The sequence below is a fragment of the Enterococcus sp. AZ109 genome, from assembly GCF_051714625.1.
In the GTDB taxonomy this organism is placed as follows: domain Bacteria; phylum Bacillota; class Bacilli; order Lactobacillales; family Enterococcaceae; genus Enterococcus_A.
The window spans coordinates 1,864,349-1,877,108 of the sequence record NZ_JBIOSF010000001.1 but is presented as its reverse complement, the minus strand read 5'-3'; the positions used below and the strand labels follow the sequence as shown (position 1 = coordinate 1,877,108).

The 12,760-nt window shown below is 34.5% G+C and carries 15 protein-coding genes; all 15 read left to right on the top strand.

Annotation, left to right across the window (positions count from 1 at the left end; genetic code table 11):
• The first annotated feature begins 57 nt into the window (after positions 1 to 57).
• The 15 genes from IGI42_RS08910 to IGI42_RS08840 all read left to right on the top strand — a co-directional run bounded on the left by IGI42_RS08910 (position 58) and on the right by IGI42_RS08840 (position 12,658).
• On the top strand, positions 58 to 879 hold the full coding sequence (locus tag IGI42_RS08910) for a helix-turn-helix domain-containing protein (RefSeq protein WP_438715494.1): 822 nt from the start codon (positions 58 to 60) through the stop codon (positions 877 to 879).
• A 354-nt stretch (positions 880 to 1,233) separates the two neighbouring features.
• Entirely contained in the window at positions 1,234 to 1,608 is a 375-nt protein-coding gene (locus tag IGI42_RS08905) for a hypothetical protein (protein ID WP_438715492.1), read from the top strand.
• 71 nt (positions 1,609 to 1,679) lie between these two features.
• The gene (locus tag IGI42_RS08900) at positions 1,680 to 2,117 is read left to right on the top strand and encodes a hypothetical protein (protein WP_438715491.1); all 438 of its coding nucleotides are present in this window, start codon (positions 1,680 to 1,682) and stop codon (positions 2,115 to 2,117) included.
• A 145-nt stretch (positions 2,118 to 2,262) separates the two neighbouring features.
• Positions 2,263 to 2,496: a hypothetical protein gene (locus tag IGI42_RS08895; RefSeq protein ID WP_438715490.1), complete on the top strand. Its 234-nt coding sequence runs from the start codon at positions 2,263 to 2,265 to the stop codon at positions 2,494 to 2,496.
• 114 nt (positions 2,497 to 2,610) lie between these two features.
• Complete coding sequence (locus IGI42_RS08890; RefSeq protein ID WP_438715489.1) at positions 2,611 to 3,237, top strand: hypothetical protein; 627 nt, start codon at positions 2,611 to 2,613, stop codon at positions 3,235 to 3,237.
• Entirely contained in the window at positions 3,218 to 4,171 is a 954-nt protein-coding gene (locus tag IGI42_RS08885) for a hypothetical protein (RefSeq protein ID WP_438715488.1), read from the top strand. Before IGI42_RS08890 ends, IGI42_RS08885 begins: the two co-directional genes overlap by 20 nt.
• Before the next feature lie 1,039 nt (positions 4,172 to 5,210).
• Positions 5,211 to 5,489: a TIGR04197 family type VII secretion effector gene (locus IGI42_RS08880; RefSeq protein WP_438715487.1), complete on the top strand. Its 279-nt coding sequence runs from the start codon at positions 5,211 to 5,213 to the stop codon at positions 5,487 to 5,489.
• A complete protein-coding gene (locus tag IGI42_RS08875; RefSeq protein ID WP_438715486.1) occupies positions 5,489 to 5,851 on the top strand; it encodes a DUF3958 family protein in 363 nt (120 codons plus the stop codon). The genes IGI42_RS08880 and IGI42_RS08875 overlap by 1 nt, the downstream gene beginning before the upstream one ends.
• Positions 5,841 to 7,373 (top strand): T7SS effector LXG polymorphic toxin, encoded by a 1,533-nt coding sequence (locus tag IGI42_RS08870; protein WP_438715485.1) that lies wholly within the window; start codon positions 5,841 to 5,843, stop codon positions 7,371 to 7,373. Before IGI42_RS08875 ends, IGI42_RS08870 begins: the two co-directional genes overlap by 11 nt.
• The gene (locus IGI42_RS08865) at positions 7,374 to 7,859 is read left to right on the top strand and encodes a hypothetical protein (RefSeq protein ID WP_438715483.1); all 486 of its coding nucleotides are present in this window, start codon (positions 7,374 to 7,376) and stop codon (positions 7,857 to 7,859) included.
• Between the two features lie 418 nt (positions 7,860 to 8,277).
• Positions 8,278 to 8,763: a hypothetical protein gene (locus tag IGI42_RS08860; RefSeq protein ID WP_438715482.1), complete on the top strand. Its 486-nt coding sequence runs from the start codon at positions 8,278 to 8,280 to the stop codon at positions 8,761 to 8,763.
• 25 nt (positions 8,764 to 8,788) lie between these two features.
• On the top strand, positions 8,789 to 9,277 hold the full coding sequence (locus IGI42_RS08855) for a hypothetical protein (RefSeq protein WP_438715481.1): 489 nt from the start codon (positions 8,789 to 8,791) through the stop codon (positions 9,275 to 9,277).
• A 443-nt stretch (positions 9,278 to 9,720) separates the two neighbouring features.
• Positions 9,721 to 11,667, top strand: coding sequence for a BspA family leucine-rich repeat surface protein (locus IGI42_RS08850; protein ID WP_438715480.1), 1,947 nt, complete (start codon positions 9,721 to 9,723; stop codon positions 11,665 to 11,667).
• A 10-nt stretch (positions 11,668 to 11,677) separates the two neighbouring features.
• A complete protein-coding gene (locus IGI42_RS08845; RefSeq protein ID WP_438715479.1) occupies positions 11,678 to 12,151 on the top strand; it encodes a tRNA (uracil-5-)-methyltransferase in 474 nt (157 codons plus the stop codon).
• Positions 12,152 to 12,169: 18 nt separating this feature from the next.
• The gene (locus IGI42_RS08840) at positions 12,170 to 12,658 is read left to right on the top strand and encodes a hypothetical protein (RefSeq protein WP_438715478.1); all 489 of its coding nucleotides are present in this window, start codon (positions 12,170 to 12,172) and stop codon (positions 12,656 to 12,658) included.
• Positions 12,659 to 12,760 lie beyond the last annotated feature (102 nt).

The following is a 12,760-nucleotide window of genomic DNA, read 5'->3' as shown; positions in this document are numbered from 1 at the left end:
GTTGCTAAGATAATCTGTTATGATTTTAGTAGTCAAAAGTTTGGAGAGATAAACGAAATGAAACCAGATGCTATTGAAGTAGGTAGAAGAATCAAGGAAATAAGAACGAATTTAGGCTACAGTATGTCGCAATTTGGGGAACTAATTAGTAACTCTCCAAAAACGACTGTAAATAATTGGGAACGTGGCATCAATCTGCCCAAAGAAGATAAACTGAAAAAAATTGCTCTCCTGGGAAAGACGACAACTAATGAGCTGCTTTATGGTTCCCCAGAAGAATTTATTACAAAGATTGTGGTGGATCATTTTCGGTTACAGTTAAATCCACTGTTTATACAGCAGATCATCCTTTTTTTGAATCAGCAGAAAATTGATTTGTATGATGAAATGACAATCATTGAATTTATCCAAGGAATTTTTGATTCAGGTTTATTTATTGAAGAGGAGAGCAGTTATTTGAGTTACAGCCCAGTTATCGGTTATGACAATCTGTATACTGCATCAGAGAAGAAAAATAAAGAAATTGGAGCACCGATTTTTTATGTATATATTGAGAGGGAAGGGAATAGAGTTCACTATTTACCTTTTACTTTCTTGGAACATCAAAAGGAACAGCTTCGTACTTTACCGGCTTTGAGATCTCAAATAGAAATTGATTATTATACCCGTCAATTTCCTTTATTGGATGTAGTGTTGAAAGAATCGATGATTTTTTACTATGGAATTAAAGAAGACAATACAGCTATCGTTGCTCGATATGAATATGATAATCAAAAGAAATCCTACAGTATCAATCAAAAAAATGATGAGATAGATATCTATGATCCGTTTGAGGTTGAATTAGACAAGATGGTAGCATTTTTTGAAGGGGGATATTAATTTCTCCGTTTGTGACACTATCATTGCCAATGAGACATCGAGAACGTTGATATCTCAATCCGTAATCGGAAATTTTTAGCTTTTATTGTTTATAGCTAGCCCCCTGTTAGAACGGGGCATGCATAGCGGCCACGCCGCTATGCAACAGGCAAAATCACCACAAAGGGTTATTCGCTTGTGGCGAAACCCTTCGTGGTGATTGCCTAATCTAAGAAATAAATTCTGGAATACCTCAATGTAGCTCTTATCAATTGTAATTATAGAATATACTCAAATACTCATTTGATTAAGCATTTGGAAAACGAACATACATTCTGTATTGTTGAATTAAAAATATATGTGGGATGTTAAACTATGAATGATTTTAATACAATTAAGTTTTTTATTCCTGCGGATTCTGAGTTTTTTATAAGAAGGACTTTTTCTAACTGTGGAGAAATTTTCAAATTGTCTGTAAAAGTATTTCAAGAGGATTTTCAGATTTTGCAGTGGTGTCCCAGCTGTGGGTTGCATGGACAATCATTCATTGGTAAAGAAGAAATTGAACTGGCAGAAAATATGGCTGCAAATGCTACTTACGATATGCTTAATGATTTTTTTAAAGGGTTGGAAAAAAATACAAAAAGGAGACTGTTGTATTTAAAGCTGGGAAAAAGCTTGCGCCTGAACCTATGGATATATTGTTTCAAAAACAGAAAATTTGGAATTACAAAAATATTATTATTGTAATGAACAAGCTAGAATTACCACAAGCTTAAAATTTGAAGGTGGCTATTGTCCGTATTGTGGAGAGATTACAGATGGAGATAACTAAAATAGAGCTTAGAAATGTCAGTAGAAGGTTTAGAGGTTTAGGATCAAGAGTGATGCACGCTCATTATAATGAAGTAAATTCGATAATAAAAATGTTTGTTACCTACATTGACATTACACCTATAATAAATGAGTTTGCGGGAAGTCTATATAAAGAAATCTCGGATTTTGAATCTAATTTAATTCGTGCTTCTGGTTATTGTCAGGATACTATGGAAACTGGGAATACACCGGAAGATGAGGTTAATACCATATATCAGTTATTAAAGTATATTTCTGAACATCCCGAAATGGATGTTGCCATGCTTGGTTGGGGATATACTTCTTCAAAAAAATTTCAAGATATGGTAGAAGAGTTTGAAAATAGAGTGATTCAACCTTTTATTTCATTACTTAATGGATATTTCAACCGACATGGAATTTGATGAGGAGAATATGTTTATAATTACAATTAATGGCAGTAACCCACAAGTAAATATTTCTAACGAGAACAGTAGGTTAATAGCGACATAGAATAATGGTACTAATTTAGAGCTATTGAGTAAAATTATTGTAGATGTTTGAAAAAAATTGAAAGAATCTGATATTGATGAAGATACTAAAGAAATTCTATTAGCAAATCTTAATACTGTTGAGGCGGAGACAAAGAAAGAAAACCCCAAAAAATCCATTATGAAAACAGCAATGTCTACTCTATCTACAGTTATTAAGGGCATACCAGAAGCTGTTGTTGCGTTGGAGGGTGTTCAAAAAATTATGGATATTTTTACAGTTTTTTTAACTAGCACCTCTATTTCCCTTTAAGCAAAAACTAAATTTACCTACTATACTAACATTACCGAATATCTCAAACTTTAGTATAGGGTAATTTTGATGAGAAAGTTGAAATGTTAATGCCCAAAATGAAGGAGGTATAATATGTTTCAAGGTACACGATTGTACTATAAAGTTCTATATTTCATTACAGCTATGGCTCCTTCCTATTTATTGTTTTTATTGCAATTAGGCAAGGAATTCGGATATATACTAACTTTTTCTTTTTTTAATTGTGAAGTAAAAATAAAAATATATTTCGTTGTTTTTTCGTTATTTGTTATCCTTTTTCTCTGTGCCTTTTTATTAAAAAAAATACTTATGAGACAATATTTCCATTCAAGTACTGACCAAGTGTTAGAACCGGATAAAGAGTATTTCGATTCAAGGAATGTAGAAGAAAAGAATAGTGGTATGGTAACCTTCCTTTTGGGAAATATTTTACCTGCAGTTTTTATTTTAGGGAAATCAGCACTATCTTCTATTCTTGTTTTTATATCGTTGCAGTTAGTAATCTATATTCTCGTAATGAAGAGTTCCGATATATTTCCCAATGTTTTATTAGTTCTACTAAAGATTGATTTATATAAAACGTCCGACACTAGATATTTTTTCTCATTTAAATCAAAAAAATACGAAGAATTGAAAATTTATCAACTCGGTGACGTTAATGCTTCTAAAATTTATATTACAATGTATGATAAGGATGGAGTTGGAAAATGTGTTTCTTGAAAGGGTATATGTATGTACATCTAAACAAACAAAATTGTATAAAATTCACAAGCTGCGGACTGGTGATGAAGAAAAAGAAAAAATTTTTTCGGCCTTTAAAGCAGATTTAACAACAAAGATGGAAAATGAAAACGATATGGAGTCTTATAATCAAAATTCACTAATTCAAGATATTCCATATAAGATCAATTTTTCTGGAATTAATTCAGATAGTTATCTAATAGAGTTCAAAGAGGCGATTGAAACTTTGTTAGAAAACAATACGGATGAAGTCATTAAGTTTAAAAAGGCATTAAGAAGCTCTAGCACGGGAATAATTGATAGTTTTGAAGAAAATGAAGGCATTAAATTTTTGATTGTTCAAGAAAAAGAGTCTCTGTTTTTTTTAGAAATTTCCAGAAATTCTGTTATTAAGAACAAACCTGTAATGTCGTTGTCTATTACGGAGGACACAACCGTTTTTGATATCCCAAAGGGGGTACAAATCCCACCGACTGTAACGGCTAGATTGAATATTGAAACAAAAACATTATTTGTTTACGACGTAAACAAGTTTGAAAAGATGCTGACGTTAAATGAGAATCTTAAGGCAAAATCTCACAGAGTAATTGATAAATTTAAAGATGGAACTTATAAAATATCACAAGAAGGATACAAGTTTCGAGGGTTAGATAGCTCGGACGTAACCAATCAACTATTCAGCAGTGCCAGAGCAGTTAGAAGACTGGCTAAGTACTCTCCAGATGAATCACAATATGGAATAAATCAAATAAAAAGCGCGGTTAATAAATTAGATGAGGAATTTAGAGTTTCCTTTAATGATGATGAAAGAGAAATATATGTTACGGATAAAACTGCAAAAACTTTTGTAGGAATTATTCATAATGCGATTGTACAGAGGTTAATTTCTGGTGATGTCGAAATAACTATTTAATTCAAAAATGATAGTTAATGAAAGCTGGATATTTCATGCAGTAAGGAATACTGGCGAGTTTTTTAACCATACTTTTGACCTTCTCGGACAAGTTTTACTGACAATTACCAAGTTTTTTCTTTTAACTAAAATGTTGATTTGAAGTGGTTTATGTTAAGCCAGATACAATTAGATTTTAAGGAAACACACAATATGGTCTCAAAGAGATAAACAGAATTTAAAATAATTACTCAAATATAGATTGATAAACTAGTAAATAAATTGTATTCAACTAACATCTATCATGGTTCAAATTGGTTCAAGTACTATCAGTAAAAGTCCAATTTCTTCTATTTATATCCGCTTCAAGAGCTGTTAAAATTTGCTGTAAATGGATTTGACAACATAAATGTTTGTATAGAGTACTTAATTTCGTTCTCAAAACGTTAATATATTTTATATATCAACCTTTCAAGACGTTTCGCAATTCAGTTTGCGAAGCGTCTTTTTTTGTGTTAACACCAGTCAGGTCTGTATTTATGTGGGCTTTAGACAATAAAACGGTTTAACAGGGCTCAAGATTGTGTGGATAATCATTTTATGAGGTTCTATTCACTGTATCTTCTAAAAAAACAAAGTAAATAAAACATAAAAGCATTGTCTTCGAATTCATACTCTAAGACTGTGCTTTTTCTGCATGTTAAATTACAGATGGATTAAACTACTTCTTAACTCCTTCGGTTAGCCACTCGATTTCTAATCATCTCCTTGACAGCAATTCGTTTTTTTACATATTCCAACTAAGAATGATGGCGCAAAAACGACACATATGTATCATAAACGACACTTAAGTGCTAAAAACGGTACATAATGAAATTTTAGTATGAAATGGGGGTATAATAAAATATGTTCCATTAATCAATAGTTAAAAGTGAGAACTACAGCTTCTTAGCAGATGGGATTTTAAAGACTACAACCACGAGTATACAGAAATAATTAACCGCAATAAAAATGCAATGGTGATCTGCAGGAACACGATTGCCTTAAAAGGAGAAAGAAGATGACAGGAATAAAAAGTAATTTCGGACAAGCACAACTAAAAGCTACAGCACTACGAAATGCTGCAACAGAAATTTCAAGCGTGGCTTCAGCGAATAAGGATACTAAGACAACTGTTTCTGGAAATGCGAATGCCCAGTCAGCGATTGACGCAGTAAGTAAAGCAGCTCAAAAAGTATCTAGTGCCGTTAACAGTGCCTCCGTAAATATTCAGAGTGTTGCTCAAAATTTCCAAGCACTTGATCAAACTGGAAAGAACTTGTTTAGGAGGGATCTGTAATGCGGCAGGATAAATTGACCGATATCCGCAAACAAGAGCGACAGCTGGACGAAATGAGAAACACCGTCTATAAGGAGCGGCGAGATCTCTTGAGAATGCAAGAAATGGTAGAAAACGAATACCGAAAATCACAAAATATCTTTCAGGAGCTAAGGTTTATGCTGCAAAAAAACGACGACCGTCACGAGTTTGGTGATTTATACGGTGAATTCTCCCGCGATTCCAGCAAAACCATGGTGGCATTTGCAGAGCGAAGTCGAGAATTAAAACGAGAAGAACAGCGATTAGCTGAAGCGCAAGAACAATTGATCCAAGAAAAGAAAAAAATAAACCGAGAAGAGGACAATAAAAATGAGCATTGATATGTATGTTGGTAGTTCCCAAGCGCAAGCTTCTAGTGTCAGTAGGATGTGTAGACAACAAAAGCAAAGCTACCAACAGTTGCAGCAGGCAATTGGCAGTTTTGTACTAAGCAGTGATCAGCTACAAGGAAAAACTTATGATTCCGCTAAGCAATACTTTGCGTCTGTGTTAACCCCACTTGCAAAAGGCGGCATGCTGTTAACTGAGGCAGTAGAACAAGCCTGCAAAAAGTTTCCAAGTGAATATGCCGCAAAAGTAGACAGTGGCGATCTAAAACAATCCGAGTTAGAGCAAAAAATTCGAGCATTAGAAAGGCAAATAAATGTGTACCAACAAATCATTCAGATGATGAATGCCGCAGCCAAAGAGAACGACATTATGCGAGGAATAAAAAGATCTTTTGAAAGAACCTTACGAACACACGAAAAGGCCAAGGAGAAACTAGAGAAAAAATTACGGAAGCTATTGGAATTTAACGCCAGCTCCCCTTCTATATTCTCAGAGATCGCTGCATTAGAAGCCGCCGTCAACCAAGGAGCCGAAGTCAGCGGCAGCTGCTGGAATGCCAGCACCGGAACATTCCGGATGCCAAGCGCAGATAAAATGAGCTGGGCCAAAACAATTAATGACTATCAGACTACTAAAGCAGTCGCTGCATTAATGGAGCAATATGGACTAACCGAAGAACTGGCAAAGGACATCGCTACCTTCAACAAAAGATTTGAGGCGTATGCGAAAAAGAACGGCTTGTCTGTTGAGGAACAGAATCATCTTTATGCCCTGCTGATTGCGTCTGTTTCCGGTGCGTATACTAACAAGATGTGGAAGTTTGCTGGTGGGACAGTGGATGTGGACGTGGCGATGAAGAGGTTGAAAGAGATGGGGTATTCTGACGAAGAGATAGAGAAATTTCAATATTCTCTTCAACAAAATCACAATGGACGTGACAATATTAATCAAAACGATTTCGTTCACATGATGGGTTCACTATCCGTAATGATAAATACTAACCCTGGTTCTGATGTAGTCATGAAAATTGGAACTTCGACTAGTACCTATTTCAATTTTGCAAATTTTATTTTTGGTTTGAAAGATATCAATCAATCAAGCTACTTCTTAATTTCAAGTTTGAATGATAATACAGGCAAGAACGCAGCAGCTACGTATCGAGGAGATATTGCTTCAGCCTCACTAGATATTTGTGATGTTCGTGCAGATATTGATGCCTTAAATATTTATAATCGTGCGAAATCTCAACCCAATGTTCCAATAACAGAAATTATGTCGCAATACGCAAATGATTTAAACAATGGCGGAAATCGAGCAAAAGAACTGGCAGAACATTTCGGTGAGGGTGACTTCGAAAAAGGAAAAGATAAGTTTTACAACGAAATTTACACAGCACCTATTGATCCGGGTAACCTTGTTTTAATGAAAAAAGATGGCAAAAGTATAAGCGATACAAAGAAAGCCGCAAACGAATTCTGGAGATTTTACGAACAAGAGCTGAAAGGAAAGTAAATGTCTAAGAAAAACAGAAGAATTTTACTCATAATATCATTGGTATTCTTATCAACATTAGGTTATTTCGGTTATCAAAGATGGCATTATGAACGAGCGAATGCATTTTACCTTAGTTATAAAAAACATGAGTCTTTAGTTAAACAGCAGGAAGCTTTTGTTAATAACATTGATTCAGAGGTAATGGAGAAACTCGACATAGATTTTACTTATAAAGACAGAACCCACGAATTGTACGGGATGTCAATTACTAAGGATAATAAAGAATATACTTTTTACCCTTTACAAAATGGGGAATTAAACGTAGGAGTTATAGACAAAAACTCGCTGGAAGAATTATGTGCAATACGTATGGACAATGATTTAAAAGATAGCCATCCAATTACTGGGAAAGATACAAAAAACTTCCCGAAATATAGAGACGAAGCCATGGAAATCTACCGTAACATCTTCAAGGAAGTCTACGAAAACTGGGAGATTAAGTAAGAGTAAGTTACTTTGTGGTATCTTGCTTGAATGACAGCATAGGCAAAAATGCAGCAGCTAGTATCGTGGAGACATTGCTTAAGCTTCTCTAGATGCTTGTGATGTCCGTTCTGACCTTGACGCTTTAAACATATATTATCGTACAAAGTCACTACCCAATGTTCCAATAACAGAAATTATGTCGCAATACGCAAGTGATTTAAACAATGCGGAAATCGAGCAAAAGAACTGGCAGAACATTTCGGTGAGGGAGACTTCGAAAAAGGAAAAGATAAGTTTTACAACGAAATCTACACAGCCCCTATTGAACCAGGTAACCTTGTTTTAATGAAAAATGATGGGCAAGAGTCTAAGTGATACAAAGAAAGCCGCAGACGAATTCTGGCGATTGTATGAACAAGAGCTGAAAGGAAAGTAAATGACTAAGAAGAATAGAAAAATTTTACTCATAATATCATTAGCATTCTTACTGACACTAGGTTATTTCGGTTATCAAAGATGGCATTATGAGACAGCTAATGCATTCTATATTAGCTATAAAAACAAGGAACCATTGGTTAAACAGCAGGAAGCTTTTGTTAATAATATTGATCCAGAATTGATGAAACAATTGAAGGTTGATGTTCAATACAAGGAGAGAAGTAGTGAACTGTATAGTATGTCTGTCAATAAGAATAAAAAAAAATATGTCTTCGCACCTAAAACTGCTAAAGATTTAATTGTCCAAATTTATGATGCAAAATCTTCTGAGAATATATATTCGTTTTGGATAGAAATTGATTCAAATGAGTTTTTATCCCTTCGTGAAAACGAAAAAATCGATTACGAAAAATGTCAGGACGAAGCAATGGAAATCTATCAGAACATCTTCAAAGAAGTCTACGAAAACTGGGAGATTAAGTAATGCTAGTTCCTTTGAAAAGGATTGAATGATGAAAACTAAAAATAGACGAAATGTGAGAATAGTTTTAGCCAGTATATTTGTCATAATTGGATTCCTTGGCTACTCAAAATGGCACTATGAACGAGCAAATGCATTCTACTTGAGTTATAAGAACGGAGAATCTTTAGCAGAGCAGCAAGCTGCTTTTGTTAATAATGTCGACCCAGAAATAATGGAGGAGCTAAACATTGAGGTCACCTGTGCAGCAAGAAGTAGTAGATTATATGCGATGTCAGTCATTCGAGACAACAAAGAGTACATCTTTATCCCGAGGGAGTATTCTGAATTACTAGTGATCATCAATAATGATAAAAATAACGAGGAACTTTGTTCTTTAAAAATAGAGAACAATCTTAAAGATAGTCATCCTATTTCAGGAGAAGATGAAAAAAACTTCCCGAAATACAGAGATGAAGCTATGGAAATCTACCGAAACATCTTCAAGGAAGTCTACGAAAACTGGGAGATTAAGTAGCATTTTGATTTTTTAAAGGTTTGAACACTGTTAACCAAGTAAAGAATAAATTTATTAATAGTAGCTATCAGATGCGTGTAAAGGATGAACTGATACACCAGTTTAACTAGAAGAATAGTCATTTCTCAGAAAATCTTATAGATTTTCGAGAAATGACTATTTTTTTGTTTATAGAAATAAAAGTCTGACGCAAGCAAAAATTATGGTAATAAAAGTCCGGTTGGAAAGACTAATTTTTCGAGTGCTAAATAGAATTTTGGCACTGTTTTATACGTTTTAAATCACTTAATTTGCCGTTTCTTTCACCGATATAATAAAAGCGAAAATAAGAGTAATAATGAAAATGTGAACACGAAGGTGATTTTTGTAAACCTATCAAGTAATCGTATTTGATAAACTTTTTTTGTTCGGGAGTTGAGTGTTAGTTGAAATGGGGGCGAATGATGAAAAGAAAAATCTTATTTGTAACTATCCTGATGGTATTCATTTCACCGGTAAATCCAATTCATGCAGCTGAAAACGAAGAGCCACTAGAGAATACTCTTACTAGTGAAGCAATAGAGGGGACAAAAGAAGGGCACTTGAGTGATGAGGAATCTTTATTTTATAAGAAAAATGAAGAAGATTTAGAGGATACAATTGATGTAGAGATTGCGAATGAAGAAATAGATTCTACAGAATTGATAAAATTATCAGATTCAGAAGTAGTGGCTAATGGGCAAAATGGGACAGGCTTTACTTGGACGTTATATAAAGATGGATTATTGACACTTGGTGGAGGAACTTGGCTTGGAGGATTTCCACCTTGGTACACAAGACGTCATGAAATTACAGTTGCCGTCATTACGGATAGAATAGAAATTTTGCCTGATAATAAGGATGGATTCGGGCTTATGTTTTATGATTGTCGAAATTTGCTTTCTATAGGAGGATTAGAATTATTAGATACAGCTAATTCGAAATCATTTGGAAGAATGTTTTATCGTTGTGAAAATTTAAAAAATGTTGACGTGTCATCTTTTGACACGAGTAACTCTACAAGTTTTCTTGAAATGTTTTACGAGTGCTTAAATTTAGAAACAATTGATGTCTCAGGATTCAATACAAGTAATGCGATTACGTTTGAAGGAATGTTTGCAGGTTGTGCTCAATTAACGAGTCTAGATGTCTCTAACTTTAAGACGGAGAATACGGTGTCTTTTGCAAGAATGTTTTCGGGTTGTGCTCAATTAACGAGTCTAGATGTCTCTAACTTTAAGACGGAGAATACGGTGTCTTTTGCAAGAATGTTTGCAGGTTGTAGGAACTTAACAGAGCTAGATATCTCTAAGTTCAAGACTAAAAAAGCGACCAATTTAAGCGGTATGTTTCAGAATATGGTGGGTATAACAGAATTGAATGTTTCTCACTTCGATACGCAAAATGTAACAAATATGGAATATATGTTTTATGGGATGTCAAATTTAATAAGTTTGAATACAGAAGGATTTGATGTTACAAATGTTCAGCAATTTAACGCTTGTTTTTCTGATTTAACTAGTATTGAAAGTTTGGATTTATCACACTTCGTAACGAGCAGTATTAGAGAAGCAGATTACGTTTTTCGTAACATGTCAAATTTGAGAGAATTGAACATTGATAATTGGATCATACCCTCTGGACTTTTAGCTTATAAATTTTTTGGCAATACAGTTCCTGAAAAAATAACTGTAGGTCCTGAATTTGTGATGAATACTCATATGGATGTTCCGAGTTTATCTACAGGATACGTATGGGCAGATAAGAATGATGAAGTGATTTTTAGTCCTCAGTTAATTGATTTTCATAATAAAAATGGTATTAGCAATACGTATCGTATTGAAAAACTATATACGCTGTTGCTTGATACTAACGGTGGTTCGGCTGTATCTAATCAAAAAAGCATCGCTGGAAAGACTTGGTCGGTACCGGAAATGCCAGAAAAAAATGGGTTCATTTTTGAGTATTGGTCCACAGATCCAGAAGGAAAGAATCCCTATGATTTTACAACGCCTGTTCTGGGCTCTTTAACGCTATATGCTCAGTACACAGTAGCATATGTAGTAACAATACCTGCAAGCATGGATCTAAACGAAACGAATCAAATGCAGATATCTGCAGAAAATTATCAGGATGAAAAATACCTAGTGGTTTCAGCAGCCGAAAAGGTGACGGTCACTAACATTCATGATACGACCCGTACAATTGAAAAAGCGATAACCAAAGAAAAGGAATTCTCTGAATCCACCCATGTGCTGGAAATCAGGGGACCTGGAGAAGTAGAAAATACATTGGTCATTCAAGAGCCAGCGGAAAAAGAACCAGCGGGGACGTATAAAGGTATCCTCAATTTCATAGTGGAATTTTATTAGGAGGAGATCAATGAGAGAAAAGAAAAAAATCATGACTATTATTGGCTTATTTATTTTCCTTGGCTTAATCGTAATTGGAATAGGTTTTAATAAAAAGACTAATGACGCTGTAGTAGAAACAGAAGGGCAAGAGTGGACTGGAAAGAAAAATATCCCCGTCAAAAAAGAAAGTGAATCCATCGCTATTCCTGGATTTGAATCAATGACTTTTGTCAAAGATGAAAAGAAGCAGACAGTGAATTTATATAATCCAGAGATAAATACCTGTTACTTCAAATTATCTTTATTATTGCCGGACGGAACTCAAATTTGGGAATCAAAATTCATTGAACCAGGTAATGGTATATATGAGATTGAATTAAATCAAGAACTAGCGGAAGGAGAGTATGAAAATGCCATATTGAAATATGAATGTTTTTCAATGAACGAGCAACAAACCCCATTAAACGGATCAGAAATTAAATTTAACTTACACATAGTTTAAAGAAGGAGAACGGAAAAGATGAAAAAAATTTTAAGCACAGGAATGTTAACACTAGCAGCAGTAGGGGTGTTTGGGATTAAAGCCCAGGCAAGTGATCAAACAGAAGTAGAATATGAGGTCGGCAGTGATTACGTTATCTCAATACCTGCTAAAATTACATTAGATGACTATGGTCCCACACAATTAGTAATTAACTCTGTTTCTCATAATTTAAGTCCAATGAAGCTAGTATCAGTGTCATTAACAGAAGGCTTAGTCGACGCAGGAGAAATTACGATGGAGCGATTTCTTGACCCGACCACTACTATAAATGCTTATGTTACATTCAATGGGAATGCACTCCCAATAAACAATACGCTAAGAACTTATGATTATACAGCTGGACAAACTGAAGAATTAGCAAGGTTAGAAATAGGACCGCTAGCAGGACTTAATTCGCGTAAGGCCGGAACATACTCTACTACTTTAACATTTACATCAGAGATGACTGATAAAGTAATCGGCTAGTGAAATCACTTTAAAAAGAGATGGCGATACCACCACGAATATTAGTACGCTTAAAAGCACTATCACAAAATCTGGAGCACCTATACTAATTAGTAACCCTGA

Bases quoted from the DNA above. Each gene is read 5' to 3' on its own strand.
- IGI42_RS08910 (WP_438715494.1), top strand. From the start codon at position 58: ATGAAACCAGATGCTATTGAAGTAGGTAGAAGAATCAAGGAAATAAGA.
- IGI42_RS08905 (WP_438715492.1), top strand. From the start codon at position 1,234: ATGAATGATTTTAATACAATTAAGTTTTTTATTCCTGCGGATTCTGAG.
- IGI42_RS08900 (WP_438715491.1), top strand. From the start codon at position 1,680: ATGGAGATAACTAAAATAGAGCTTAGAAATGTCAGTAGAAGGTTTAGA.
- IGI42_RS08890 (WP_438715489.1), top strand. From the start codon at position 2,611: ATGTTTCAAGGTACACGATTGTACTATAAAGTTCTATATTTCATTACA.
- IGI42_RS08880 (WP_438715487.1), top strand. From the start codon at position 5,211: ATGACAGGAATAAAAAGTAATTTCGGACAAGCACAACTAAAAGCTACA.
- IGI42_RS08875 (WP_438715486.1), top strand. From the start codon at position 5,489: ATGCGGCAGGATAAATTGACCGATATCCGCAAACAAGAGCGACAGCTG.
- IGI42_RS08870 (WP_438715485.1), top strand. From the start codon at position 5,841: ATGAGCATTGATATGTATGTTGGTAGTTCCCAAGCGCAAGCTTCTAGT.
- IGI42_RS08865 (WP_438715483.1), top strand. From the start codon at position 7,374: ATGTCTAAGAAAAACAGAAGAATTTTACTCATAATATCATTGGTATTC.
- IGI42_RS08860 (WP_438715482.1), top strand. From the start codon at position 8,278: ATGACTAAGAAGAATAGAAAAATTTTACTCATAATATCATTAGCATTC.
- IGI42_RS08855 (WP_438715481.1), top strand. From the start codon at position 8,789: ATGATGAAAACTAAAAATAGACGAAATGTGAGAATAGTTTTAGCCAGT.
- IGI42_RS08850 (WP_438715480.1), top strand. From the start codon at position 9,721: ATGAAAAGAAAAATCTTATTTGTAACTATCCTGATGGTATTCATTTCA.
- IGI42_RS08845 (WP_438715479.1), top strand. From the start codon at position 11,678: ATGAGAGAAAAGAAAAAAATCATGACTATTATTGGCTTATTTATTTTC.
- IGI42_RS08840 (WP_438715478.1), top strand. From the start codon at position 12,170: ATGAAAAAAATTTTAAGCACAGGAATGTTAACACTAGCAGCAGTAGGG.